The organism is Salibaculum sp. (assembly GCF_035270045.1).
In the GTDB taxonomy this organism is placed as follows: Bacteria; Pseudomonadota; Alphaproteobacteria; order Rhodobacterales; family Rhodobacteraceae; genus Salibaculum.
Map to the genome: position 1 here is coordinate 1 of NZ_DATFIP010000007.1, position 25,520 is coordinate 25,520.

The following is a 25,520-nucleotide window of genomic DNA, read 5'->3' on the forward strand; positions in this document are numbered from 1 at the left end:
CCAGGCTGCGGCCATGGCGAGTGAGTTCGGACTCATATAAATACAGGTTTTTATTAATATCGTGTTAACATTCCGGGCGTTGCCGCAATTTCGTTATCTGCTTAAAATCCATAGTTAACAGTGACCCGGCAAGCTGGCTAAATGGACTCTCCACAAAGGAGAGTCACCATGAAAAATATCACGTTTCGCTTGTCGGACCTGCATCAGCACGGGGATGCCTTCTTCGGCTTTCTGAGGCTGAGAAAGCATTTCTTCGTCGATGAACTGGGCTGGGACATTCCCCATGACAACGACATGGAGATGGATCAGTACGACAACCCCACCGCGCATTACTCGCTGGTGGTGCACGAAGGCCGGGTGGTCGGCGGGGCCCGGACCATGCCCACCGACGCCCGGTGGGGCCAGCATACCTACATGCTGCGCGATGCCTTCGAGAGCAAGCTGGACGACATCCCCGCCGATGTCATGCCCAGCCTGGTCAAATCGCGAGACGTCTGGGAATGCACCCGGCTCGTGGTTTCGGACGAATTGCGCACCCAAGCCGATCGCAGCCACTGCCTCTGGCTGATCGTCAACGGGCTTGTGCACGAGGCCGAGGTGGCCGGCGCGCGCGAAATGATCTCGCTGTCGCCACTGTCGCTGGTACGGGCGCTGCGCCAGCTTGGCTTTGCGGCCCGCAAGATCGGCCAAGCCTATAAGAACGAGGGCGACGGACGGCGCTACGCGGTGCTGTCGATGCCCGCGCAGATGTCGCTGCCTGCGGGCCAGGTCGGCGTTCCGTCCGGTGTTCCGGCAGCCTCGCGTCAACATGCTCGGCCGTCGATCCTGCACGCGCCGGCCGCCTGACGCGCGTGATGGTTGCAACCGGAAGGGGCCTGCGCCTGGGGGGCGCGGGCCCCGCGGTCATGTCGTGCCGAAGACCCGGGCAAAGATCGTGTCGACGTGCTTCGTGTGGTAGCCAAGGTCGAATTTCTCTTCGATCTCCGCGGCGCTCAGCACGGCTGTGACATCCGCGTCTGCCAGAAGCTCGGTCTTGAAGTCCTTGTCCTCTTCCCAGACCTTCATCGCGTTGCGCTGGACGAGGGCATAGGCGTCCTCGCGGCTGACCCCGGCCTGGGTCAACGCGAGCAGCACGCGCTGCGACATGACCAGCCCGCGGAACTTGTGCAGGTTGGCCAGCATGGTGTCGGGATAGACCACCAGCTTGTCGATCACGCCGGCGAGTCGGTTCAGGGCGAAATCCAGCGTCACGGTGGCGTCGGGGGCGATTCCCCGCTCGACCGAGCTGTGGGAAATGTCGCGTTCATGCCACAGTGCCACATTTTCCATCGCCGGGGTCACGGTCATGCGCACCAACCGGGCCAGCCCGGTCAGGTTCTCGGTCAGCACCGGGTTGCGCTTGTGCGGCATGGCCGAACTGCCCTTCTGGCCCTTCGAGAAGAACTCCTCGGCCTCCAGCACCTCGGTGCGCTGCATGTGCCGGATCTCGGTAGCGATGTTCTCGATTGAGCTTGCGATGACGCCGAGCGTGGCGAAAAACATGGCGTGGCGGTCGCGCGGGATCACCTGGGTGCTGATCGGTTCGGGGTGCAGGCCCATCTTGGCGCAGACATGCTCCTCGACCGCCGGGTCGATATTGGCGAAGGTGCCGACGGCCCCCGAGATGGCCCCGGTCGCGATCTCGGCGCGGGCCGCTTCGAGCCGTTTGCGGCCACGGTCCATCTCGGCGTAGAAGCGCGCGAACGTCAGGCCCATGGTGGTCGGCTCGGCATGGATGCCGTGGCTGCGCCCGATGCGGACCGTGTCCTTGTGCTCATGAGCGCGCTTCTTCAAGGCGGCCAGGAGCTTGTCCATGTCGTCCAGCAGGATGTCGGCGGCGCGCACCAACTGCACGTTCAGCGTGGTGTCCAGCACGTCGGACGAGGTCATGCCCTGGTGGACGAAGCGGGCCTCCTCGTTGCCGATGATCTCGGCCAGGTGGGTGAGGAAGGCGATGACATCGTGCTTCGTCACGGCCTCGATCTCGTCGATGCGGGCGACGTTGAACTCCACGTCCCTGGCCTTCCAGATCGCTTCGGCACTTTCGCGGGGGATAACGCCGAGGTCGGCCTGGGCGTCGCAGGCATGGGCCTCGATCTCGTACCAGATGCGGAACTTGGTGGCGGGCTCCCATATCCGGGTCATCTCGGGGCGGGCATAGCGGGGGATCATGGGCGGAACCCTTTCATCACTGGAGCATTGGTTGCACGCCTCTTAAAAGGGGGGCGCAGAAGGGGCAAGGGAGAGCCTGGCGAGATGGCGGAGTGGTTGAGCGCGGAGGATTTCCAGCAAGCCTTCCGGTTCGTGCGCGAGATCGAGGATGCGCGCGCGGGCCAGGTGCTGCAGGCCGAGGGCGTTGTGCGGTTCACCCCCGACGCGGCGGGTCTGGTCTACCAGGAGAGCGGCCACCTGCGCGTGCCGGGGCACGCACCGATGCAGACCGAGCGGCGATACCTCTGGCGCTTTGACACCACCGGCGTCGCGGTCTTTTTCGAAGATGGCCGTCCCTTTCACCGCTTCGTGCCCGCGGGGTGGGGAAACGGCACGGATCACCCCTGCGGCGCCGATCATTACCGGGTGGACTATGATTTCAGTGGCTGGCCGCGCTGGCGGGCCACCTGGCAGGTCAGGGGACCGCGCAAGGACTACGTCAGCCGGACGGAACATATGCCGCTGCCATGATTTGCAAAACCCACATTTTGATTTGCAGAAGCTTTGCATATTTGCCGGTTCACCGGCCAAATTTCTTGCGTCGCCGGGGGGACTGAGGCATTCAGGCCGGTAAAGCAAACCTGAAAGGAGCCGGGACATGGCTGCAACCGAAAACAACATTGTTCTGTTCGACACCTTCGGCGCCACGCACGGCACTGCCCTGCGTGCCAAGCAGGCGGCGATGGTGGTGCTGGGCATCGCCGCGCTGGCGGCCTCTGCCAAGGTTCAGGTCTTCCTGCCGGGAAACCCGGTGCCGATCACCATGACGACCTTCGGCGTGCTGACCATCGGGGCGGCCTACGGCGCGCGGCTGGGACTGATCACCGTCCTGGGCTACCTCGCCCTGGGGGCGCTGGGCGCCTCGGTCTTTGCAGGGCAAGAGGCCGGCCTGACCTACATGATGGGGGGCACCGGCGGTTATCTCGTGGGCTATGCGCTGGCCGCCGCGGCGCTGGGCCACTTCGCCCGTCGCGGCTGGGATCGGAGCATCGCCTGGATGGCGCTTGCCATGCTGATCGGCAACGCGCTGATTTACGTGCCCGGGCTGCTCTGGCTGCACCAGTTCGCGAACGGCTGGGCGCAGACGCTGGAATGGGGCATCACGCCTTTCCTGGTGGGGGACGGGCTCAAGCTGGTGCTGGCGGCGCTGCTGGTGCCGGGGCTGTGGAACCTGCTGGGCCGCGCCCGCGGCTGATCCGCGTCACCGAATGTTGAAACGAGAAGGGCGGACCTGTCGGTCCGCCCTTTGCCGTTCTGGCGGCGAAATGCTGGGCGGTGGCCATCGAGCGCGCCTGGGAAATTTGCCGGCACAGGTGGAAGGACGGGTCACTCCGCCAGGTCGGTGACGATCTCGTTTGCGCGTTCGAGCGTCTGGTGGACCGGGCACTTGTCAGCGATCTGGAGCAGGCGCTGGCGCTGCTCGGTGTCGAGATCGCCCGTCAAACTGATGGCGCGGTGGAAACGGTCGATCTTGGCCTTGCCCTCGGTCCCGGCATCCTGCCCGTGGACCTTGTCATGGGTGACGTCCACCTTGACATGATCCAGCGGCCAGCCCTTGCGCCGGGCATACATGCGGATCGTCATCGAGGTGCAGGCCCCCAACGCCGAGGCCAGCAGCCCGTAGGGAGAGAGGCCACGGTTGGTGCCGCCGTAGCTTTCGGGTTCATCGGCCTGCAGGTGGTGCGGGCCGGACTGGATGTCCTGCAAAAGCCCCTTCGGGGAGGCCTCGGAAACGCGCACCACGCCCTCGGGTGCGCCGGGAGGCGGCGCGGGGCGCTTGAGGTCGAGGTAGCGCCCGGCCCAGGCGGCGATGACGTCGGCGGCATAGTGCGCGTCGGCCTCGCGGGTGAGCAGGTGGTCGGCATCATCAAGGGTGACGAAGCTCTTGGGGTGTTTTGCGGACGTGAATATCTCGGCTGCGTTGTCGATGCTCACGACCTCGTCACGCGGGGCGTGCAGCACCAGAAGCGCGGCCCCGAGACTGGCGATGTCATCGGCAAGCCGCGTCTCGGCCACATCCTCGAGGAAGTCGCGACCGATGCGGAAGGGCCGCCCGGCCAGGCTGACCTCGGCCGTGCCCGCTTCGCGGATGGTCTCGACAGCGGCGCCGAAGTTCTGGGTGACATGCGCGGGGTCACGGGGGGCGCCGATCGTGGCGACGGCCCTTATCTGGTCCATTTGCGCGGCCGCCTTGAGCACGGCCGACCCGCCCAGCGAATGACCGATCAGCAGCGAGGGCGACATGCCGCGGTCTCCGAGCGCGTCGCAGGCGGCCTTCAGGTCCTGAACGTTGCTGGTGAAATCGGTGTTGGCGAATTCGCCTTCGGAATGGCCAAGCCCGGTAAAATCGAAACGCAGCACCGCGATGCCGAGCCCGGTCAGCCGTGCGGCGATGCGGCGGGCGGCGGCGATGTCCTTGCCGCAAGTGAAGCAATGCGCAAAGAGTGCAGTTGCCAAGTGCGGCCCGTCGGGCAGGTCCAGGCGGGCGGCGAGGTCGTGGCCGGAATGGCCCTCGAAGGTGAATTTCTCGGTTGGCATGTCGGGCCTGTGTTTGAGCGGTTATGACCCAGAGGTGATCGCCCCGGCGTGCTTTCGCAAGGCCCGTGTCGCCGGGGTGACGGGAAGGTGACCGGCCCGCACCAGTGCGCGCTGTCCCCCGCCGGCGGGCTTAACCCGGTGGGAAAGCGGCGCATCCCAGGTGGCCCGATCACCATCTCATCGTCGGCGGGGAGCCGCACGGCGCGATCCCTCGCCGGCTCATCACGGCCCGCGCCCCGTGGAATGGGTGCGGGGCGGCGATCACGGATCGCTGCCGTGGTCCTTGCCGGTCATGCGGGTGATGGCGCCGCCTCAGACCAGGTAGGACAGAATGGGCGTGCCCACTCCCGCGTGCATCAAGCCCATGGCCGCCCCGGCCAGGCCCAGGGCCCGCGCGGGTATCCTGGCATCCTCTCGGCCAAGAACGCAGTATGTCAGCGCGGCCATGCCCAGGGGGGCCGACAGCATGATCGCACTGCCGTTCATCGTGTAGATGGCCAGGCGCCGCGTCAGGCGCTGCGCCATCTTGCGTTCCAGTTCCGCTTCCTCGTCCTCGGCGGCATGGAGCGCCTCGCGCAGGGCGGCGGCTTCTGCGCGTTGCGTCGCGTCTGCCCGGGCCACGGCCTCGGCCCCGGCACGATCGGCGGCCTGCGCCGCGTGGGTCGGGCGCGGCGGGCGCGGCGGTTGCGGACGGCTGTGGGTCTTGCCAGAGGCCACGGGCCGTTCGGGCAGGATCGGCGAGACGCGCTCGGCCTCGTCCGCGTCCTCGGGCCCCATTTTCTGCGCGGCGTCCTGCCGGGCAAGGCGGCGGACCATGTCGACAAGCTCGTCATAGATGTCGCCCGTGATCATTTCCTCGCGGTCGAAGACCATCAGGTGATCGGCCGGTGCGGCGCGGTCGATTTCCCGTGCCAGGCCGCGGCAGAGGTCCTCGCGGTTGGAATAGAACGGGCCGCTGGCGGGCGTGGCTGGGCCGGTGCCCACGGAAACGATGAGCCCCTCCGCCGGCAGACCGGGCGCACCCAGCGCATCGGACAGGTCCTCGGTGAAATCCGCATAGCCGAGACAGACCCGGCCCCCCTCGAGATCGTAGATGACGAAATCGTCATACTCGGCGGTGATGCGGTGGGTCGCCCCGTGAGAGGCCGTGAAGGCGACGCCCAGTTCCCGCTTGAGGGACTGGAAGTCGATCTTGGTCGGTTTCGCAAAACAAAGCGCGGCAATCGTACTTCTTGCATCATGGGTCATTGCTCGATCTCCTGCAACAAGTGCACCGTCAACAAAGCTGTCAAAAATGTCCGCGATAGGAAGCAATTGTGTTAAATTGGGAGCAAATGGCACATCCGGAACGGGTGAGTTTCGCCAATATGGCCTGAATTCCAGTATTGTGTCCGATCTGGAAACGCTATTGTGCCATGCCGGGCGACAATACTGACCCAAGGCAAAGGGGCGCGCCAACCTGGCGCGCCCCCTTCATGATCCTCGCAGGATCCGGTCGAGGCCGGATCAGCAGCTGTAGTAGAGCTTGAACTCGACCGGGTGAGGCGTGTGCTCGTAGGCATAGACCTCTTCCCACTTCAGCTCCATGTAGCCCTCGATCTGCTCTTTCGAGAAGACATCGCCGGCCAGCAGGAACTCGTGATCGGCTTCCAGGCTTTCCAGCGCCTCGCGCAGGCTGGAACACACCGTGGGAATGTCGGCCAGTTCCTCGGGCGGCAGGTCGTAGAGGTCCTTGTCCGAGGAGGGGCCGGGGTCGATCTTGTTCTTGATGCCGTCGAGGCCGGCCATCAGCAGGGCCGAGAAGCAAAGGTAGGGATTTGCAGCGGGGTCGGGGAAGCGGGCCTCGACACGCTTGGCCTTGGGGCTCTCGGTCCACGGAATGCGGATGCAGCCCGAGCGGTTGCGGGCCGAGTAGGCGCGCAGGACCGGGGCTTCGAAGCCGGGGATCAGGCGCTTGTAGGAGTTGGTCGAGGGATTGGTGAAAGCGTTCAGCGTCTTGGCGTGCTTGAGAAGACCGCCGATGAACCACAGGGCTTCCTGGCTGAGGTCGGCATACTTGTCGCCCGCGAAGAGCGGCTTGTTGTCCTTCCAGATCGACATGTTGACGTGCATGCCGGTGCCGTTGTCACCCGCGACAGGCTTGGGCATGAAGGTGGCCGACTTGCCATAGGCCTGCGCCACGTTATGGATCACGTACTTGTATTTCTGAAGCTCGTCGGCCTGCTTGGTCAGCGAGCTGAAGATCAGCCCCAGTTCGTGCTGGCAGGAGGCCACTTCGTGGTGGTGCTTGTCCACCTTCATGCCCAGCCGCTTCATGGTCGAGAGCATCTCGGAGCGGATATCCTGGCCGTCGTCGATCGGGTTGACCGGGAAATAGCCGCCCTTGACGCCCGGGCGGTGACCGGTGTTGCCCATCTCGTATTCGGTGTCGGTATTCCAAGAGGCGTCGAGCGCGTCGATCTCGTAGGAAACCTTGTTGATGGCGACCGAATAGCGCACGTCGTCGAAAAGGAAGAATTCCGCTTCGGGGCCGAAGAAGGCCGTATCGCCGATGCCGCTGGACTTCAGGAAGGCCTCGGCGCGTTCGGCGGTGCCGCGGGGGTCGCGATCATAGCCCTCGCCGGTGTCCGGCTCGACGATGGAACAGTGCATGCACAGGGTCTTCTCGGCATAGAACGGGTCCATGTAGGCGCTGTCGGTGTCGGGCATGAGCTTCATGTCGGACTGGTCGATGGACTTCCACCCCTGGATGGACGAGCCGTCGAACATGAAGCCTTCCTCCAGGAAGTCCTCGTCGACCTCGTCCGCGATCAGCGTCACGTGCTGCAGCTTGCCGCGCGGGTCGGTGAAACGGATATCGACATACTCGATTTCCTCGTCCTTGATCGTCTTGAGAACGTCAGCTTTGCTCATGTCTCTAGTCTTCCCCTGCTATCAGATTGGGTGGTGTGGATCGGATCAGAGGGCCTCTTCGCCCGTCTCCCCGGTACGAATGCGGATCGCCTGTTCGACAGGCGAAACGAAGATCTTGCCGTCGCCGATCTTGTCGGTCTTGGCCGCATCCACGATGGCCTCGACAGCCGCCTCTGCCTGGTCGTCGGCGAGCACGAGCTCGATCTTGACCTTGGGCAGGAAGTCCACGACGTACTCGGCGCCGCGATAAAGCTCGGTGTGACCCTTCTGCCGGCCGAAGCCCTTGACCTCGACCACCGACAGACCCTGAATGCCGGCCTCTTGCAGGGCTTCTTTCACCTCGTCCAGCTTGAACGGTTTGATGATTGCCTCGATCTTCTTCATCGGCGCGACTCCCCTTGCCAAGGTCTGCTTCGGGGTTGTCAGACCACTTCCCGCAAGCTGCCTCAATCCGATAGGCTGCACGGGGCTGTTGGACCGGAGCGAATCCGGAAACGCTGCTTAAATTTTAGGCAGATCGCCGCGTGTGCGTGCGTAATTGAATCGTCGGGGTGCTGAGAACGTGACCGAACTGCTGACCGCCGCACAAATGCGCGCCACAGAGGGGGCGGCCATGGAATCCGGGGCCGTGACCGGGCTGGACCTGATGGAGCGTGCAGGCCAAGGGCTGGTTGCGGCCGTGTTCGCGCAATGGCCGGAGCTGGCGCGCGGGCCGCATCGAGCGATGGTACTGAGCGGGCCCGGCAACAACGGCGGTGATGGCTTTGTCGTGGCGCGTCTGCTTGCGGAGCGGGGCTGGGCGGTCGAGGTCCTGTTTTTCGGCGGCCCGGACCGGCTGCCGCCGGACGCCCGGACCAACCATGACCGCTGGGGCGGCGTGGTGCGCGACCTGGCGGCGCCTGGCGCGATGGCGGGGCAGCCCGCGCCGGACTTGCTGGTGGATGCGCTTTTCGGCACCGGGCTGGCGCGCCCCCTGGGCGGGCCTCTCGTGCCGGTGATGGCCGAGACCGCGCGGATGCGTGCGCAAGGCGCGCGGGTGGTCGCGGTCGATCTGCCCTCGGGGTTGTGTTCGGACAGCGGGCGGCCCCTGGGCGGCTGTTTCACGGTTGATCTGAGCGTCGCATTCCATCGGGCCAAGCCCGGGCACCATCTGGCGCAAGGCCCGGCGCACTGTGGGCGGATCGTGGTAGCGCCCATCGGGTTGGAGGACCGGAAACGGGGGGCGGGCGATCCTGCGGGGGCTGTCACCTTGGTTGATCCGGCGCGGGAGGCAGGGGCCAAGGCGGGTTTGAACCACAAGTACGCCCATGGCCACGCGCTGGTCCTGTCGGGCGGGCCCGGCCGGACCGGCGCGGCGCGGCTGGCCGCCCGCGGGGCGCTGCGGATCGGGGCGGGGCTGGTGACGCTGGGGGTGCCGCCCGCGGCCCTGCAGGAGGCCGCGGCGCAGCTGACGGCGATCATGCTTGAAAGGGTGGCGGACGGGCCAGCCCTGGAAAAGACCCTCGCGGACGACCGCATCAACGCGCTTTGCCTCGGCCCGGCGCTGGGGGTGAGCGCGGACAGGGCAACCCTGGTGGCGGCCGCCTTGCGGTGCAACCGTCCCACGGTGCTTGATGCGGATGCGCTGACGCTGATCTCGGGCGATGCCGCGCTTCTGGACCTTTTGCACGACACCTGCGTCCTGACGCCCCACGGCGGTGAATTCGCGCGCCTGTTCCCCGAAATCGCCAGGAAACTGGACGCCCCGGCGACCAGTGGCCCGGCCTATGGCAAGGTCGACGCCACCCGCGAGGCGGCGCGTCGTGCGGGCTGCACGGTTCTGTTCAAGGGGCCGGACACGGTGATTGCCAGCCCCGGCGGCGCCTGTGCCATCAATTCCAGCGCATATGACCGGGCGGTGCCATGGCTGGCCACGGCCGGGTCCGGCGATGTTCTGGCGGGGCTCGTCACGGGGCTGCTGGCGCGCGGACTCGCCCCGCACCGGGCTGCCGAGACTGCGGCCTGGCTGCACAGCAAATGCGCGCTGTCCTTCGGGCCGGGCCTGATCGCCGAGGATATTCCGGAGCGCCTGCCCGGGGTTCTGCGGACCTTGTAGTCCGGGGAACAACGCCCCGCCGGGTCAATCCGCGGCCGAGGCGACCTCGAGGCCGTCGGCATAGAGGATATGGCAGTCATCGAAGACCGGTTCCCACAGCGTCAGGCGGCGCGGCGCCAGCTGACGAACGAATTCACCGTCCAGCAGGCGATGGGCCTTGACCGTCGCCACCTCGGTTCCGAAGAGCGCCTTGGCGCGCCAGTCGCGCACATGCAGCCGCGTTTCAGCGCCAAGCAGCATGGTCTTGCCGGGGCGGGTGTGCCCCAGCGACCCGGCCTTGATTTCGACCGGGGCAAGGGTGGCGTCCTGACGCCGGAGTTCCTTGAGCACGGCGACACCGGTGTCACGGGTGATTACCTTGCAGCCCGGGACGAGGTCCTCGACCAGGGCTTCACCCTGCAGCGTCAGTACAATGGTACCAGCGGTCAATCCCGCAAAGGTCGTGGTCTGCGCGATCGGATCGGCGGTCTTGTCTCTCAGGTCCTGCTGCATGGCGTTTCTCGCTCCTGCTGTCGTTGCCTCGATTTTTTTCGGCAGATTGTGTCAAAACCACGGTGCTGTCATGTCCTTTCGATGTGTCCGGGCGGCCACAGCCCCTTACCGCCCCGGTTTTTCCTAGCAGTGTTGCGGTGAAGACTCTGCTAAGGTGGCGTCGAATAAAGATGCGTCGGTTGAAGCGGCGCCTGCGAGGCAATGGCAAAGTACGATTTCTGGGCGTTGGGCGAGACCTCCGTCACCGTTTCCGGTGGCGGACAACTCGATGGCGTCACCCAAGGGGACGGGTCGCATCTTGTCGGGCTGACCATCACCCTCAATTCCGCGAGTTACGAGGAACTGACGGTCAAGGACAACGACTGGACCGTCGATGATAACGACGGCCAGCAGAGGTTGCACAAGGATCAGGACTTCGACGGCCAGAGTTACGACAAGAACTCCACGGTCGAATTCGAATACCAGCTCACCCTCGAGGACCCTGATACCGGCATCGAGTACGAGGCCATCGCGCTGAACTTCGACAATTCCTCGCCCGCCTACGCCACGGTCGAGGGGCTGGTCTTCGTCGATGTCCTGCCGCCTGTCGGCGTGGCGCTGAACGTGACCGATGCGCGCGAGGGTCCGGGGTCCTTGGGTCAGCCCGCGGTCCAGGTGGACGACCTGGCGGTGCCCTGCTTCACGACAGGCACCCTCATCGAGACACCGGACGGCCCGCGCCCGGTCGAGAGCCTGACCGCGGGCGACATGGTTCTGACGGTGGACAGCGGGCCGCAGCAGTTGATCTGGGTGGGGCGGACGCATGTCTCCAGCCTGAGGCTCGCGTTGCACCCGCAGTTGCGCCCCGTCCTGATCCGGGCCCATGCCCTTGGCCACGGCCGTCCGGCGCGCGACTTGCAGGTTTCGCCCCAGCACCGGATCCTCGTTGATGGCTGGCGCGCCGAGATGCTGTTCGGTGAATCCGAGGTGTTGGCGGCCGCGGCCCACCTGGTCAACGACCACACGGTGCTGCGCAGCGCGCAGGTGTGCGAACTCACCTACATTCACCTGCAATGCGCCGCCCACGAGGTGCTGATCTCCGAGGGGCTGCCCAGCGAGAGCTTCAATCCCGGCCCGGTGGTGCTGCGCCACATGGACCGTGCCGCGCGTGAGGAGTTGCAGGCCCTGTTCCCCGGCCAGGATCTGCTGGACCGCGCTCCCTTTGATGCCGCGCGCCGGATGCTGCGCCGCACCGAGGCGGCGCTGGTGATGGCCTGAACGATTTTACGCTCGCGTCCCGGGTCCGGCTTTGCTATGCGAGCGACGCCCTGTCCGGTGGGCGATGTGCGGGTGTGGCGGAATTGGTAGACGCACTTGGTTTAGGTCCAAGCGCCGCGAGGCGTGGGGGTTCGAGTCCCTCCACCCGCACCATCGGGACCCGGGCGTGCCGTCACCGCGGCCCTGAATCGGCTTGCGCCATCCCGCGCCGACCCCTAGAAGGCCCCTGATTTTGACCGCCGCGGACGCCTCCGCGGCCCCCATGCTATGGATAAGGACGACATGCAGGTCACCGAAACGCTCAACGAAGGTCTCAAGCGCGGCTACGAAATCACCGTTACCGCCGACGAATTGGACCAGAAAGTCACCGACAAGCTGGTCGAGGCCCAGCCGGACGTCGAGATGAAGGGGTTCCGCAAGGGCAAGGTGCCGCTGCCGCTGCTGAAAAAGCAGTTCGGCCAGCGCCTGCTGGGCGAGGCCATGCAAGAGGCCGTGGACGGTGCGATGTCGCAGCACTTCGAGGACACCGGCGACAAGCCCGCCGCGCAACCCGCCGTCGAGATGGTGGATGGCGAGAGCTGGAAAGAAGGTCAGGACGTCAAGGTCAAGATGACCTACGAGCGCCTGCCCGAGGTGCCCGAGGTCGACTTCGGCCAGATCAAGCTCGAGCGCATGGTGGTCAAGCCCGCCGAGAGCGACGTGACCGAGGCCCTGGAGAACCTGGCCGAGAGCGCCCAGAATTTCGAGGACCGCAAGAAGGGGTCCAAGGCCAAGGACGGCGACCAGGTGGTCTTTGACTTCGTGGGCAAGGTCGACGGCGAGGCCTTCGAGGGCGGCTCGGCCGAGGATTTCGCGCTGGTGCTGGGCTCGGGCCAGTTCATCCCCGGTTTCGAGGAGCAGGTGGTCGGCGTGAAGGCCGGCGAGGAAAAGACCGTCGAGGTCACTTTCCCCGAGGATTACGGCGCCGAGCACCTGGCCGGCAAGGCGGCGACGTTCGACTGCACCATCAAGGCGGTCAAGGCTCCGGCCAAGGCCGAGATCAACGACGAGTTGGCCACACAGTACGGCGCCGAGGACCTGGACGCGCTCAAGGGCCAGATCCGCGAACGGCTTGAAAACGAATTCGGCACCGCCGCGCGGGCCGTGGCCAAGCGCGCCCTGCTGGATGAGCTGGACAAGGCGGTCGATTTCGAGCTTCCCGAAGGCCTGGTCGAGACCGAGGCCAAGCAGATCGCCCATCAACTCTGGCACGAGGAACATCCGGAGGTCGAAGGCCACGACCACCCCGAGATCGAGCCCACAGAAGAGCACAAGGCCTTGGCCGGCCGCCGGGTCAAGCTGGGTCTCTACCTGGCCGAGGTCGGCCAGGTGGAGGAGGTCCAGGTCTCCGACAGCGAATTCACCCAGGCGGTGATGGAACAGGCCCGCCAGTATCCGGGCCAGGAACGCCAGTTCTTCGAGTTCGTGCAGCAGAACCAGCAGATGCAGCAGCAGATCCGCGCGCCCCTGTTCGAGGACAAGGTCGTCGATCTGATTCTCGACAAGGCCGACGTGACCGAGAAGGAGGTCACCAAGGACGACCTGCAAAAGTCCGTCGAGGCGTTGGAAGACGAATAGGCAACGGCGCGAGGCTGTTGTTCGGAAGGGCCGCCGTCGTCGGGCGGCCCTTTTTGCATTCGGCGTGTCTTGCCCGCGTTTCCGGCCCCATGACGAAAGAAACCGCCCGCGGCCGGGGCCGCGGGCGGTTCAAGTGTCGCTCTGCTGTCGGTGGACCGTCAGCCCTTGTCGGTGTCGTCCTCTTCCCCCTCGGGGGTTTCGACCAGGCCGGAAGTGCCTTCTTCGAGCTCGTCGAGCTGCGAGGCACCGATGTCCTCGAAAAGCTCCTGGATTTCGAATTCGGCGGCGGCTTCTTCCTCGGCGGCGAGGTCCTGGATGGACTTGCCTGAGGCCTGGACCTCGGCCTCTTCGGGCGACCGGGCCACGTTCAGGGTGATCGTCGCCTCGACCTCGGGGTGCAGGTGCACGGTCACGTCGCGCAGACCCAGCTCCTTGATCGGGTCGCCGATGACGACCTGCTTGCGGCTGATGTCGTAGCCCTGGGCCGCGGCCTCGCGTTCGATGTCGCGGGGCGAGACGGAGCCGTAGAGCGAGCCGCCGTCCGAAGCCGCGCGAATCACGACGAACTTGGCGCCGTCGAGCTTCTGCGCGAGGGCGTTGGCCTCTTTCTTGGTTTCGAGGTTGCGGGCCTCGAGCTGGGCCTTCTGATCCTCGAAGGCCTTCATGTTCACCTCGTTGGCGCGCAGCGCCTTGCGCTGGGGCAGGAGGTAGTTGCGCGCGTAGCCTTTCTTGACGGAGACGACTTCGCCCATCTGGCCCAGCTTGGCGACGCGTTCGAGCAGGATGATATCCATTGTGCGGGTCTCCTTACTTGACCGAGTAGGGCAGCAGGGCCAGGAACCGGGCGCGCTTGATGGCCTGGGCCAGCTTGCGCTGGTTCTTGGCGCCCACGGCCGTGATGCGGCTGGGAACGATCTTGCCGCGCTCGGAAATGTAGCGCTGCAACAGCTTGGTGTCCTTGTAGTCGATCTTGGGGGCGTTCTCGCCCTCGAAGGGATCGGTCTTGCGACGGCGGAAAAACGGTTTGGCTGCCATGATTTATGGTCCTTTCCTGATCCGGTTTGTTAACGGCGTTCGCGACGGTCGTCGCGTTTCTGCATCTGCACGGAGGGGCCTTCCTCGTGCGCGTCGACCTTGATGGTCATCACGCGCATCACGTCGTCATGCAGGCGCATCAGGCGTTCCATCTCCTGCACGGCCGGTGCCGGGGCATCGGTCCGCATCATGGCGTAGTGGCCCTTGCGGTTCTTGTTGATCTTGTAGGCCATCGTCTTGACGCCCCAGTATTCGGAATCGATGAGCTTGCCATCGTTGTCCGAAAGGACGGTGCCAAAATGTTCGATAAGGCCTTCGGCCTGCGCGTTGGACAGGTCCTGACGCGCAATCAAAACATGCTCGTAAAGCGGCATGTGCACTCCATTCATTTTCGGCGCATTTCAAAGGGCGGGCAACTCGCCTTCCGCACCCGTCCCACGAGAGACTGCGCTGTTCATCTTATCAACGCGGAAGGATGTGGCCTTATACAGGTTGCAGGCCGCGGTTCAAGCCCGGAGCGAAAGGGGCGCGGGAGGGCGCAATGTTTCCTCCGCTGCGCCGCGCGCAGGCCATATTGCGCGGGCAGGACGGTGCAGGTCACTCACGGGGGTCAGCACGATGGTATCTTTCACCGAACCGCAACAGGCTTTTGTTGGATCCCGCGCCGTTCATGGCGCGGTGCGGCCGGATCAGCCGCAGGTCGAGCAGCAGTTCTGGGGCTACGAGATTGGCCCGGCCGAGTCCGAACGTGGCGCGCTGGCGCTGGCCCGCGGGGTCTTCATCCTGCTTGCCCTGGCCTGCGGCCTGGCGGCGGCGGGTATCTGGCTGATCCCGGGGGCGGCGGACGGGCTGGCCCCGCTGCCGCGCCTGGTGCTTTCGGCGATGCTGGGCGGCGCGGCCGCGGCGCTGCATGCCCGCGCGGAGGGGCACCGTGCGGTCCGGCTGCAGGTCGATACCGCGCGCGGCGAGCTGCGCGAGGTCACGGGCCCCGGCATCGGCCGGGCGCCGGTTCTGGGGGTTTACGGCTTCGATGCCGTCAGCGGGGTGGTGCTGCACTGCGCCGGGGCGCGCGGCCAGCTCCAGGTGCGGCTGGCTTGCGGTGATGTGCTGCCCGCGGGCACCGGCGATCCGGCGGACCTGGAACCGCTGCGGGCGCGTCTGGCGGCCGACCTGCGCCTGCCGGGCGGGGCCTGAGACGCGCCTCCTTTCTTGTGCCGCCCGCCGGCTTCCGCTAGGTCGGGTGCGACGTATAAACAGACGGGACGGCACATCGATGCGGGCATTCGTATTTCCGGGCCAGGGCGCCCAGGCCATCGGTATGGGGCAGGCGCTGGCCCACACCTATCCGGCGGCGCAGGCCGTCTTCGATGAGGTCGACGCGGCCCTGGGCGAACCTCTCTCCAGGCTGGTCTGGCAGGGCGAGATCGCCGAGCTGACCCTGACACGCAACGCGCAGCCCGCGCTCATGGCGACCTCGCTGGCGGCGATGCGCGCGCTGGAGGCTGAGGGCGTCACGATGGAGGCGGCCGATTTCGTCGCCGGGCACAGCCTTGGGGAGTATTCCGCGCTGGCCGCAGCCGGAGCCCTGAGCATCGCCGACACCGCGCGCCTTCTGCGCATTCGTGGCGAGGCCATGCAGGAGGCCGTGCCGGTGGGCGAGGGCGCCATGGCCGCCCTGCTCGGCCTGGATTTCGCGACTGCAACGGCGGTGGCCGAAGAGGCCGCGCAGGGCGATGTCTGCCAGGCGGCCAATGACAACGATCCCGGCCAGGTGGTGGTCTCGGGCCACAAGGCCGCGGTCGAACGCGCCGTCGAGATCGCCAAGGGCAAAGGCGCGAAACGTGCCATGCTGCTGCCCGTGAGTGCCCCGTTCCATTGCCGCCTGATGCAGCCGGCGGCAGACCGTATGGCCGCGGCCCTGGCAGAGGTCGCCATTGGCGTGCCCGCGGTGCCGCTGGTGGCCAACGTGCGGGCCGAGGCTGTCAACGATCCCGACGAGATCCGCGCGTTGCTGGTGGCGCAGGTCACGGGATCGGTGCGCTGGCGCGAGAGCGTGGCCTGGATGGCCGCGCGAGGCGTGACGGAGGCCTGGGAAATCGGCGCGGGCAAGGCGCTGTCGGGGATGATCAAGCGCATCGACCGCGCGGTCGCCACCCGCGCGGTCGGCACCCCCGAAGACGTGACAGCGGCCGTCGGGGCGCTGAACGGCTGATCCGGGGCCCCGCCGTCGGGCGGGGCGACCCGAGGTCTGGGATTTTGTTGCCCCGAGCGAGGGGCGGACGGGAAGGAAGCACAATGTTCGATCTGACGGGAAAGACAGCGCTGATCACGGGCGCATCGGGCGGCATCGGCGGGGCCATAGCCCGCGCGCTGCACGGTGCGGGGGCCACGGTGGGCCTTTCGGGCACCCGCGAGGCGCCCTTGCAGGACCTGGCCGACGATCTGGGCGGCCGCGCCCACGTCCTGCCCTGCAACCTGTCCGACCGCGCGGCGGTCGATGGCCTGGTCAAACGGGCTGGCGAGGCGATGGGGGGGGTCGACATCCTGGTCAACAATGCCGGGATCACCCGCGACAACCTGTTCATGCGCATGGGTGACGAGGACTGGGACAGCGTTCTGGAGGTCAACCTGACCTCGACCATGCGGCTGTCGAAGTCGGCCATCCGGCCGATGATGAAGGCCCGCTGGGGGCGCATCGTCAACATCAGTTCGGTCGTGGGCACCACCGGAAACGCGGGCCAGGCCAACTATGCCGCTGCCAAGGCCGGCCTGGTCGGGCTGTCCAAGTCGCTCGCCCAGGAGGTCGCCACACGGGGCATCACGGTCAACTGCGTCGCCCCCGGCTTCATCGCGACGGCCATGACCGATAAGTTGAACGACGATCAGAAGGCGGCGATCAACGGGCAGATTCCGGCGGCGCGCATGGGCACCCCGGAAGAGATCGCGGCGGCGGTGCTCTACCTGGCCAGCGAGGAGGCGGGTTACGTCACGGGAACCACGCTGCACGTGAACGGCGGCATGGCCATGCTATGAGCCGCGATGGCGGGTCTGAAAGCGTTTGCGTCGCCGGGAATCTCTGATATAGGCCGCAAAGATTTCGCGGACGGGTGTCTTTCCCGCCCGTCCGGGTCCTAGAGCAGGGCCGCAAGAGCCGCCCGGCCGCATCAACCCCGGCGAGGGCAACCCAAACAGGGGGCGAAAAGCCCCGAAGCGAAGTGAGGAACTATCATGAGCGATGTCGCAGATCGCGTCCGCAAGATCGTTGTGGAACACCTGGGTGTCGAGGAGGACAAGGTTGTCGAGGGGGCGTCCTTCATTGATGATCTGGGCGCCGACTCGCTGGACACCGTCGAGCTGGTCATGGCTTTCGAAGAGGAGTTCGGCATCGAGATTCCCGATGATGCCGCCGAGACAATCCAGACGTTCGGCGATGCGGTGAAGTTCATCAACGAGGCGAGCTGACCGCGCAGCCCCGCCGGGGCGCTTCAGGTCGTAAAGAACGAGGGCGGGCCGCGCGGCACCGCCCTTTTTCGTGGGTTTCCGGGTCTGGCAGTGGCCGGGAAACGGGCCGGCACGGGGGTGCCGAGGGCGCCGGTGGGCCTTGCCCCGCGGCCCCGGACCGGGGTATCAGGTTTCGACGAAACAGGAAGTCTAGGGGCAGAGCATGCGTCGAGTAGTGGTAACCGGATTGGGTCTTGTCACGCCGTTGGCCGACGGGGTGGAAGAAAGCTGGACGCGCCTCCTTGAGGGGCAGAGCGGGGCCGGCCGGATCACCCGCTTCGACCCCGAGGGTTTTGCCACGTCCTATGCTTGCGAAGTCCCCTACGGCGATGGCGCGGGCGGCACGTTCAACCCCGATCGCTACATGGAGCCCAAGGAGGTCCGCAAGGTCGATACCTTCATCCTCTTTGCCATGGCGGCCGCCGAACAGGCCGTCAAGGACGCCTGCTGGACGCCCGATACGGAAGAGGCGCTATTGCGCACTGGCGTTCTGACGGGCTCGGGGATCGGCGGGCTCAACTCGATCGCGAATACGGCCGTGATGATGAAGGAAAAGGGGCCGCGCAGGGTCTCGCCTTTCTTCGTGCCGGGGGCGCTTATCAACCTGATTTCCGGTCAGATCGCCATCAAGTACGGGTTCAAGGGGCCCAACCACGCGGTTGTCACGGCCTGTTCCACCGGGGCGCATGCCATCGGCGATGCGGCGCAACTGATCAAGGCGGGCCGGGCCGACGTGATGATCGCAGGCGGCGCAGAGGCCGCGATCTGCGAAATCGGCATCGCAGGGTTCAACGCCTGCAAGGCGCTGTCCACCAAGCGCGGTGACGATCCAGAGTCGGCCAGTCGCCCCTATGACATCGACCGCGACGGGTTCGTCATGGGCGAGGGCGCGGGCATGGTCGTGCTGGAGGACTACGAGCATGCCAAGGCGCGTGGCGCGAAAATCTATGCCGAGGTGATCGGATACGGTCTGACCGGCGACGCCTACCACATCACCGCGCCGTCCGAGGATGGCGAGGGGGGCTACCGGTCGATGCAGGCCGCGCTGGAGGATGCCGGGCTGGCCCCGGACGCAGTCGACTACATCAACGCCCATGGGACCAGTACCATGGCGGACGTGATCGAACTGGGGGCGGTGGAACGCCTGCTGGGCGATCACGCGGCCAATGTCACCATGTCGTCCACCAAGTCGATGACCGGGCACTTGCTGGGCGCCGCGGGCGCGATCGAGGCGATCTTCTCGATCCTGGCAATGCGCGACCAGGTCGCGCCGCCGACGATCAACCTGGACAATCCGGCTGTCGAGACGCCGCTGGACCTGGCCGCGAACGCAAAGGTCGCGCGCAAGATCGACGTGGCGCTGTCCAATTCCTTCGGCTTCGGGGGCACAAACGCGAGCGTGCTGTTCGGAAAGGCCGGCTAGATGTGGCGACATATCGCCAGCAATGCGCTGACCTTCCTGATCGTGCTGCTTTTCCTGCTGGCCGGCGTGATTGGCTGGGGTAATCGCGAATACACCGCCCGGGGCCCGTTGGAGACCGCGATCTGTCTTCAGGTGGAGCGCGGCTCCAATATGCGCGGGGTCAGCGAGGAGCTGGCAGAGATCGGCGCGATTACCCAGCCGGCGATCTTTCGCATCGGCGCGGATTATTCCGACAAGGCGTCACAGCTCAAGGCCGGGTCCTTCCTGGTGCCCCGCGGGGCCTCGATGGAAGAGATCATCGAGATCGTGACGGCCAGCGGTCAGAGCACCTGCGGCACCGAGATCGTGCATCGCATCGGGGTCACGCGGGTGTTGTCCGAGGTGCGCGAACTGAACCCCGAAACGCGCGAATACGAGGACCTGGCGCAGTTCGATCCCACCGCGGATGAACGCCCGGCGATCTATGCCGAGAAACGTCAGGCCCCGGACACGCAGTATCGCGTCGTCGTTTCCGAGGGGGTCACAAGCTGGCAGGTCATGACCGCGCTCAACCGCCTCGAGGTTTTGTCGGGCGAGATCGGCGAAGTCCCCGATGAGGGCAGCCTGGCGCCGGGAAGCTACCAGGTTGTGCCCGGCGATGACGCGGCTGCGCTGGTCGGACGAATGCAGCAGGCGCAGTCGCGCATCCTTGCCGAGGCCTGGGCCGGACGTGACGAGGGCTTGCCGCTGGAGACCCCGCAGGAGGCGCTCATCCTGGCCTCGATCGTGGAGAAGGAGACCGGCGGCTATGACGAGGTGCGCACGGTGGCCAGCGTCTTCGAGAACCGGCTGGAACGGGGCATGCGGCTACAGACCGACCCGACGGTTATTTACGGCATCACCGAGGGACGCGGGGTGCTGGGCCGGGGCCTGCGCCAGAGCGAACTGCGCGCCCGAACGCCCTACAACACCTACGTGATCGACGGGTTGCCGCCCACGCCCATCGCCAACCCCGGCCGGCTGAGCATCGAGGCGGTGATGAATCCCGGCGAGACCGACTATATCTTCTTCGTGGCAAAGACGCTGGACCCGCGAGACGGACACAACTTTGCTACCACCCTGGCCGAGCACAATCGCAATGTTGCGGCCTACCGCGCGCTGGAGGCCGAACAGGCCGAGTGAATGCAACGCCCGGTCACGTCCCGGCAAGTTTTGACCGGGCGCGCGGTCGGACGTAGAGTCCCACCATGCTGGACAGGCTGTGAGGGCCCCCGGGGATCGACCCCGGGGGCCGTTTTCATCGCGCGCTCGCTGGGCGGAGCAACCAGTGGGGTGGACCCTTATGAGCAACCAATGCGGCGGCAGACCCGCCGATCAGGAAATCGCTGCTGAACGTATCAAGGAGGCTAGGCAGCTCAATCGAAGCATCAACGAGACCCTCAGCCGTATCCTTGCCGATCTGCAGGCGGGCCGGCTGGGCGAGGTCAGGGACCTGGCAACCAAGCAGAAACAGCTGGAGACGGCCATGGCCCAGGCCCAGAAACTGGAGGCGGAGTTCAATGAAAGGTTCGGAACCGGGCTTGAGAGCGGCGAGATCGACTTCGAGCGGGCCCGATTTGAGATCGGGTGCAGACTTGCTCGCATCCGCAGATGTTGCCGAGAGAAAGGCGTTTCTCAGGACCCTGGGGCCGGATGAACTGCGGGCGCTGCCCTACCTGTTCGAGTTCTGGGCGCTGGGCCACCAGTTGCCGCCCGGGGGGGACTGGCGCACCTGGGTGATCCTGGGCGGGCGCGGCGCGGGCAAGACCCGCGCCGGGGCCGAATGGGTCAGGTCGATGGCAGAGGGGTCGCGTCCGCGCGACCCCGGAATGGCGCGGCGCATCGCCCTGGTGGGCGAGACCATGGACCAGGCGCGCGAGGTCATGGTCTTTGGCGAAAGCGGTATCCTGGCCTGCACACCGGACGATCGACGGCCGAAATGGATCGCGGGGCGGCAGATGCTTGTCTGGCCCAACGGTGCTACGGCGCGGGTCTTCTCGGCCCATGATCCGGACTCCCTGCGCGGGCCGCAATTCGACGCCGCCTGGGCCGATGAACTGGCCAAGTGGCGCAAGGCGGACGCGGTCTGGCCGATGCTGCAATTCGGGCTGCGGCTTGGGCGCCAGCCACGCGCCTGCGTCACCACCACGCCGCGCCGGGTCAGGGCACTGACCGACCTGCTGGCGCGGCCCTCGACGGTGCAGACCAATGCCCCGACCGAGGCGAACCGCGCCTACCTGGCAGATACCTTCCTTGAGGAGGTCATGGCCGAATATGCCGGCACCCGGCTTGGGCGGCAGGAACTGGACGGGGTGCTTCTGTCGGATGTCGATGGCGCACTCTGGACCACCGACGGGCTGGAGGCCGCGCGGGTCGACGTGGCGCCGGAACTGGACCGTGTTGTCGCCGCCGTCGATCCGCCCGCCGGGCAGGGGCCACAGGCCGATACCTGCGGCATCGTGGTGGTCGGGGCCTGCACGCAGGGTGCCCCGAAGGATTGGCGCGTCTACGTGCTGGAGGATGCCAGTGTGCAGGGGCTGTCGCCCAATGGCTGGGCCGCGGCCGCCCTGCGCGCCATGGCGCGGCACGGGGCCGACCGGCTAGTGGCCGAGGTCAACCAGGGCGGGGCCATGGTGGAGAGCATCGTGCGATCGCTGGACGATACGGTGCCCTACAAGGCGGTCCACGCGGGCCGGTCCAAGGCGGCGCGGGCCGAGCCAGTCGCAGCCCTTTACGAACAGGGCCGCGTGGCGCATCTGCGGGGACTGGGCGATCTGGAGGACCAGATGTGCCAGATGACCGCCCAAGGCTATAGCGGGACGGGGTCGCCTGACCGGGTCGACGCGCTGGTCTGGGCGATCACCGACCTGGTGCTTCTTCCAGCGCGCGCGCATCGCAGCCCGCGCCTGCGTCACCTGTAGATACGCCCCGCCCCGTGCCATGCCGCGCCGCCCTTCGGGGCGGCGTTTTTCGTTTTGCGGCATGGGGTTGGTTCTGTTGCCCCCTCAGCGCACGGGACATTTCCGGCCCGTTCAGGGCTTTGCCCGAGTCTGTGCCTCGTTGGATCGCAAGATGACGGATCGGGCGGATCGAGGAGATTTGGATGTTCGACTTTCTCAAGCGTGGCGAAACCGGGGCAGGATCTGTGCCCGCGACCGGCGCGCCCGAGGTCAAGGCCTCGGCTGCGGGCCGGGTGGCGGCCTGGGGCAGTGCCGGGCGCGTGACCTGGAGCGCGCGCGACAGCGCCACCCTGACCAGGACAGGCTTTGCCGCGAACCCCATCGGATTCCGCACGGTCAGGATGATTGCCGAAGCCGTGGCCGCGCTCCCGCTGGTGTTGCAGGATCACGACCGCCGCTATGACATCCACCCGGTGATCGATCTGGTGCGTCGCCCCAACGGCGCGCAGGGCCGGGCAGACTTGATCGAGGCCTTGATCGGCCAGGTGCTGTTGACCGGAAACGGCTACCTGGAGGCGGTGCCCGGCCCCGAGGGCACGCCGGTGGAACTGCACGTGTTGCGCTCGGACCGGATGGCGCTGGTGCCCGGGGCCGATGGCTGGCCCGTGGCCTATGACTATACCGTGAACGGGCGCAAGCACCGCTTTCAGGTCGGCGATGGCCCCAGCCCGGTCTGTCATATCAAGAGCTTTCACCCGCAGGACGACCATTATGGCCTGTCGCCGATGCAGGCGGCCGCCAATGCGGTGGACGTGCACAATGCGGCAAGCCGCTGGTCCAAGGCCTTGCTGGACAATGCCGCGCGACCCTCGGGGGCGATCGTCTATGCCGGGGTCGACGGGCAGGGGCAGTTGAGTCCGGATCAGTACGATCGCCTGCTGCTGGAGATGGAAAGCCAGCACCAGGGCGCGCGCAACGCGGGCCGGCCAATGCTGCTGGAAGGCGGGCTGGACTGGAAGCCGATGGGGTTCTCGCCCAGCGACATGGAATTCCAGGAGACGAAAGAGGCCGCCGCCCGCGAGATCGCCATAGCCTTCGGTGTGCCCCCCATGCTGTTGGGCATCCCCGGCGATGCCACCTACGCCAACTACCAGGAGGCCAACCGCGCCTTCTACCGCCTGACGGTGCTGCCGCTGGCGGCCCGCGTCACCGGCGCGCTGTCCGACTGGCTGAATGATTTCACCGGCGACGACGTGAGGCTGCGCCCCGACCTGGACCAGGTTCCGGCACTGGCGGCTGAACGCGAGGCGCAATGGGCCCGCATCGGCGGGGCCGACTTCCTGACGGACACGGAGAAGCGCCGCCTGCTGGGCCTGCCGACAGAGGAGGTTGGCGATGGATGACCGGCCCTTCCCGCGCGAGGCCTTCGACTGTGCCCCGGCCATGCGGATCGAGGCGCAGGAGCGCCTGACGGCGTTGCAATTCAGCCAGTTGCACACACAGCTGAGCAAGATCGAGGACATGATGCAGCGGCTGGAACGCCGCCTGTGGCTGACGGTCTTCGGCGTGGTGGGGGTGATCCTGGCGCAGGCGGCACAATCGCTTCTGGCCACGGCCCCGTGAGAGGAGAAAGGCATGAACCTGGAACACAAGTACATGGGTTTCGGCACCGAACTGGTGGTCGATGGCGCCGAGGTGGCGGGCTATGCCTCGCTCTTCGGGGCGCCCGACAAGGGCGGTGACGTGGTCGAGCGCGGGGCCTACACCCGCTCGCTGCACCGGCTGGAAGGCCGCGGGGGGCGCGTCAAGATGCTCTGGCAGCATGACCCGGCACAGCCCATCGGTGTCTGGGACACGGTGCGCGAGGACGACCGGGGGCTCTGGGTCAAGGGCCGCATCCTGCGCGACGTGGCCCGCGGCCGCGAGGCCGCCGCGCTGATCGAGGCGGGGGCGATCGACGGGCTGTCGATCGGCTATCGCACGTTGCGGGCGGCCAAGAATGACAAGGGCGGACGCCTCTTGTCCGAGCTGGAGCTTTGGGAGGTGTCCCTCGTGACATTCCCGATGCTTCCCGATGCGCGGGTCGGGGCCAAGGGGGACGACCCTGACGCCCGGGTCATGCGTGAACTGGCGCAGGTCTTTAACGAGGCCCGTGGCCTGCTGGTCCCGAAATAGGCCCGGCGTTTCAAAAACTTATCTGAAGGAATCGCACAGATGAGCAACCCCGAGACGAAGGCTCGGGCCGGCGACGACACGTCTCCGGCCGGGGATCTGAAAACGGCGATGGCCGGGTTCATGTCCGATTTCCGGGCCTTTTCAACCGACATTCACCAGAAGCTTCAGGAACAGGACAAACGCATGAGCAAGCTTGACCGCAAATCCGCCATCGCCGGGGCCCGCCCGGCCCTGGCCACCGCCGCCTCGGAAGAGGCGCCCCACCAGAAGGCCTTTGCCGCCTACCTGCGGTCGGGCGACGATGACGGGCTGCGCGGCCTCGAAATGGAAGGCAAGGCCATGTCCGGTGCCGTGGCGGCCGATGGCGGTTACCTGGTCGATCCGCAGACCTCGAACATGATCCGGTCGACGCTGTCCTCGACCGCCTCGATCCGGGCCATCGCCAATGTCGTTCAGGTCGAGGCAACGTCCTACGACGTGCTGGTCGACCATGCCGAGATGGGCGCGGGCTGGGCCACCGAGACCGATCCGACCAGCGAGAGCGGCACGCCGCAGATCGACCGCATCAGCATTGCGCTGCACGAGCTTTCGGCCCTGCCCAAGGCGAGCCAGCGCCTGCTGGATGACAGCGCCTTCGACATCGAGGCCTGGCTGGCCACGCGCATCGCCGACAAGTTCGCCCGCTCCGAGGCGGCGGCCTTTGTCGATGGCGACGGGGTGGACAAGCCGCAGGGCTTCCTGACCGCGCCGACCGTGGCCAACGGCGGCTGGTCCTGGGGCAACCTCGGCTATGTCGTGACCGGGGCCGACGGCGGCTTCGACGCGGCCAACCCGGCGGATGCGATCATCGACCTGGTCTATGCGCTGGGCGCCGAGTATCGCGCCAGCGGCACCTTCGTGATGAACTCCAAGACTGCCGGGGCGGTGCGCAAGATCAAGGATGCCGACGGCCGTTTCCTGTGGTCGGACGGGCTGACGGCCGGGGAACCCGCGCGGCTGCTGGGCTATCCGGTCCTGGTGGCCGAGGACATGCCCGACATTGCCTCGGGGGCCATGGCCATTGCCTTTGGCGATTTCTCGGCCGGTTACACCGTGGCTGAACGCCCGGACCTTCGGGTGCTGCGCGATCCTTTCAGCGCCAAGCCGCACGTCCTGTTCTACGCCACCAAGCGCGTGGGCGGGGCGGTCAGCGATTTTGCCGCCATCAAGCTGCTGAAGTTCGGCCTGTCCTGAGGCCGTCACCGGACGGGGGGCGGAGATGGTGCCGCCCCCCGGCCCGGGCGCGGGCATGGCGCGGGGCACCCCC

The 25,520-nt window shown here is 66.6% G+C and carries 27 protein-coding genes and 1 tRNA gene; 19 read left to right on the top strand and 9 right to left on the bottom strand.

The genetic code is table 11. The features are described 5' to 3' along the window. Nucleotides 1-168: 168 nt before the first annotated feature. On the top strand, nt 169-846 hold the full coding sequence (locus tag VJ897_RS01355; protein ID WP_324052530.1) for an acyl-homoserine-lactone synthase: 678 nt from the start codon (nt 169-171) through the stop codon (nt 844-846). A gap of 57 nt (nt 847-903) precedes the next feature. On the opposite strand, the gene purB is transcribed toward VJ897_RS01355, so the two are convergent. Next, nucleotides 904-2,211 carry an adenylosuccinate lyase gene (purB, locus tag VJ897_RS01360; RefSeq protein WP_324052532.1) on the bottom strand — a complete coding sequence of 436 codons (1,308 nt, stop codon included), beginning with the start codon at nt 2,209-2,211 and terminating at the stop codon, nt 904-906. Between the two features lie 84 nt (nt 2,212-2,295). On the opposite strand from purB, the gene VJ897_RS01365 reads away from it, so the two are divergent. Both VJ897_RS01365 and VJ897_RS01370 read left to right on the top strand, forming a co-directional pair. After that, entirely contained in the window at nt 2,296-2,721 is a 426-nt protein-coding gene (locus VJ897_RS01365) for a DUF6314 family protein (RefSeq protein ID WP_324052534.1), read from the top strand. A 127-nt stretch (nt 2,722-2,848) separates the two neighbouring features. Continuing rightward, nucleotides 2,849-3,445: a biotin transporter BioY gene (locus VJ897_RS01370; protein WP_324052536.1), complete on the top strand. Its 597-nt coding sequence runs from the start codon at nt 2,849-2,851 to the stop codon at nt 3,443-3,445. Between the two features lie 131 nt (nt 3,446-3,576). Here VJ897_RS01370 and VJ897_RS01375 read toward each other — a convergent pair whose 3' ends face one another. The 4 genes from VJ897_RS01375 to VJ897_RS01390 form a co-directional block, all read right to left on the bottom strand. Continuing rightward, entirely contained in the window at nt 3,577-4,788 is a 1,212-nt protein-coding gene (locus VJ897_RS01375) for a bifunctional alpha/beta hydrolase/OsmC family protein (RefSeq protein ID WP_324052538.1), read from the bottom strand. A gap of 312 nt (nt 4,789-5,100) precedes the next feature. Next, the gene (locus VJ897_RS01380) at nt 5,101-6,036 is read right to left on the bottom strand and encodes a hypothetical protein (RefSeq protein ID WP_324052541.1); all 936 of its coding nucleotides are present in this window, start codon (nt 6,034-6,036) and stop codon (nt 5,101-5,103) included. Nucleotides 6,037-6,294: 258 nt separating this feature from the next. Further along, complete coding sequence (gene glnA / locus VJ897_RS01385; protein ID WP_324052543.1) at nt 6,295-7,701, bottom strand: type I glutamate--ammonia ligase; 1,407 nt, start codon at nt 7,699-7,701, stop codon at nt 6,295-6,297. 45 nt (nt 7,702-7,746) lie between these two features. After that, on the bottom strand, nt 7,747-8,085 hold the full coding sequence (locus tag VJ897_RS01390) for a P-II family nitrogen regulator (RefSeq protein WP_324052545.1): 339 nt from the start codon (nt 8,083-8,085) through the stop codon (nt 7,747-7,749). Nucleotides 8,086-8,263: 178 nt separating this feature from the next. Between VJ897_RS01390 and VJ897_RS01395 the strand changes: the two genes are divergently transcribed. Next, a complete protein-coding gene (locus VJ897_RS01395; RefSeq protein ID WP_324052547.1) occupies nt 8,264-9,796 on the top strand; it encodes an NAD(P)H-hydrate dehydratase in 1,533 nt (510 codons plus the stop codon). Nucleotides 9,797-9,820: 24 nt separating this feature from the next. Here VJ897_RS01395 and VJ897_RS01400 read toward each other — a convergent pair whose 3' ends face one another. Then, nucleotides 9,821-10,288 (bottom strand): Hint domain-containing protein, encoded by a 468-nt coding sequence (locus VJ897_RS01400; RefSeq protein WP_324052549.1) that lies wholly within the window; start codon nt 10,286-10,288, stop codon nt 9,821-9,823. Between the two features lie 201 nt (nt 10,289-10,489). On the opposite strand from VJ897_RS01400, the gene VJ897_RS01405 reads away from it, so the two are divergent. From VJ897_RS01405 to tig, 3 genes are all read left to right on the top strand, one after another. Beyond that, entirely contained in the window at nt 10,490-11,545 is a 1,056-nt protein-coding gene (locus tag VJ897_RS01405) for a Hint domain-containing protein (protein ID WP_324052551.1), read from the top strand. Nucleotides 11,546-11,613: 68 nt separating this feature from the next. Further along, a tRNA-Leu gene (locus tag VJ897_RS01410) sits at nt 11,614-11,698 on the top strand. A gap of 129 nt (nt 11,699-11,827) precedes the next feature. After that, nucleotides 11,828-13,162 (top strand): trigger factor, encoded by a 1,335-nt coding sequence (tig, locus tag VJ897_RS01415; RefSeq protein ID WP_324052670.1) that lies wholly within the window; start codon nt 11,828-11,830, stop codon nt 13,160-13,162. 158 nt (nt 13,163-13,320) lie between these two features. Here tig and rplI read toward each other — a convergent pair whose 3' ends face one another. From rplI to rpsF, 3 genes are read right to left on the bottom strand one after another with little or no spacing between them, the layout of a single operon-like run. After that, complete coding sequence (gene rplI / locus VJ897_RS01420) at nt 13,321-13,956, bottom strand: 50S ribosomal protein L9 (RefSeq protein WP_324052553.1); 636 nt, start codon at nt 13,954-13,956, stop codon at nt 13,321-13,323. 13 nt (nt 13,957-13,969) lie between these two features. Next, a complete protein-coding gene (rpsR, locus tag VJ897_RS01425; RefSeq protein ID WP_084863575.1) occupies nt 13,970-14,197 on the bottom strand; it encodes a 30S ribosomal protein S18 in 228 nt (75 codons plus the stop codon). A 29-nt stretch (nt 14,198-14,226) separates the two neighbouring features. Further along, complete coding sequence (gene rpsF, locus VJ897_RS01430) at nt 14,227-14,571, bottom strand: 30S ribosomal protein S6 (protein WP_324052672.1); 345 nt, start codon at nt 14,569-14,571, stop codon at nt 14,227-14,229. 244 nt (nt 14,572-14,815) lie between these two features. Between rpsF and VJ897_RS01435 the strand changes: the two genes are divergently transcribed. The 12 genes from VJ897_RS01435 (at nt 14,816) to VJ897_RS01490 (ending at nt 25,447) form a co-directional block, all read left to right on the top strand. Continuing rightward, the gene (locus VJ897_RS01435) at nt 14,816-15,391 is read left to right on the top strand and encodes a hypothetical protein (RefSeq protein ID WP_324052555.1); all 576 of its coding nucleotides are present in this window, start codon (nt 14,816-14,818) and stop codon (nt 15,389-15,391) included. A 79-nt stretch (nt 15,392-15,470) separates the two neighbouring features. After that, the gene (gene fabD / locus VJ897_RS01440; RefSeq protein ID WP_324052557.1) at nt 15,471-16,409 is read left to right on the top strand and encodes an ACP S-malonyltransferase; all 939 of its coding nucleotides are present in this window, start codon (nt 15,471-15,473) and stop codon (nt 16,407-16,409) included. Between the two features lie 83 nt (nt 16,410-16,492). Beyond that, on the top strand, nt 16,493-17,230 hold the full coding sequence (gene fabG, locus VJ897_RS01445; RefSeq protein WP_324052559.1) for a 3-oxoacyl-[acyl-carrier-protein] reductase: 738 nt from the start codon (nt 16,493-16,495) through the stop codon (nt 17,228-17,230). A 195-nt stretch (nt 17,231-17,425) separates the two neighbouring features. Beyond that, complete coding sequence (locus VJ897_RS01450; RefSeq protein WP_324052561.1) at nt 17,426-17,659, top strand: acyl carrier protein; 234 nt, start codon at nt 17,426-17,428, stop codon at nt 17,657-17,659. A gap of 202 nt (nt 17,660-17,861) precedes the next feature. Further along, the gene (gene fabF, locus VJ897_RS01455; protein WP_324052563.1) at nt 17,862-19,121 is read left to right on the top strand and encodes a beta-ketoacyl-ACP synthase II; all 1,260 of its coding nucleotides are present in this window, start codon (nt 17,862-17,864) and stop codon (nt 19,119-19,121) included. Further along, nucleotides 19,122-20,282, top strand: coding sequence for an endolytic transglycosylase MltG (mltG, locus tag VJ897_RS01460; RefSeq protein WP_324052565.1), 1,161 nt, complete (start codon nt 19,122-19,124; stop codon nt 20,280-20,282). 160 nt (nt 20,283-20,442) lie between these two features. Beyond that, nucleotides 20,443-20,796: a hypothetical protein gene (locus VJ897_RS01465; RefSeq protein WP_324052567.1), complete on the top strand. Its 354-nt coding sequence runs from the start codon at nt 20,443-20,445 to the stop codon at nt 20,794-20,796. Beyond that, on the top strand, nt 20,717-22,060 hold the full coding sequence (locus tag VJ897_RS01470) for a DNA-packaging protein (protein ID WP_324052569.1): 1,344 nt from the start codon (nt 20,717-20,719) through the stop codon (nt 22,058-22,060). Before VJ897_RS01465 ends, VJ897_RS01470 begins: the two co-directional genes overlap by 80 nt. A 182-nt stretch (nt 22,061-22,242) precedes the next feature. Further along, nucleotides 22,243-23,442, top strand: coding sequence for a phage portal protein (locus VJ897_RS01475; protein WP_324052571.1), 1,200 nt, complete (start codon nt 22,243-22,245; stop codon nt 23,440-23,442). Beyond that, complete coding sequence (locus VJ897_RS01480) at nt 23,435-23,662, top strand: GTA head formation protein, RCAP_rcc01685 family (RefSeq protein ID WP_324052572.1); 228 nt, start codon at nt 23,435-23,437, stop codon at nt 23,660-23,662. Before VJ897_RS01475 ends, VJ897_RS01480 begins: the two co-directional genes overlap by 8 nt. A gap of 12 nt (nt 23,663-23,674) precedes the next feature. Further along, nucleotides 23,675-24,214, top strand: a complete 540-nt coding sequence (locus VJ897_RS01485; RefSeq protein ID WP_324052574.1) for an HK97 family phage prohead protease — start codon at nt 23,675-23,677, stop codon at nt 24,212-24,214. A gap of 39 nt (nt 24,215-24,253) precedes the next feature. After that, nucleotides 24,254-25,447 carry a phage major capsid protein gene (locus tag VJ897_RS01490; RefSeq protein ID WP_324052576.1) on the top strand — a complete coding sequence of 398 codons (1,194 nt, stop codon included), beginning with the start codon at nt 24,254-24,256 and terminating at the stop codon, nt 25,445-25,447. The last annotated feature ends 73 nt before the right edge of the window (nt 25,448-25,520 follow it).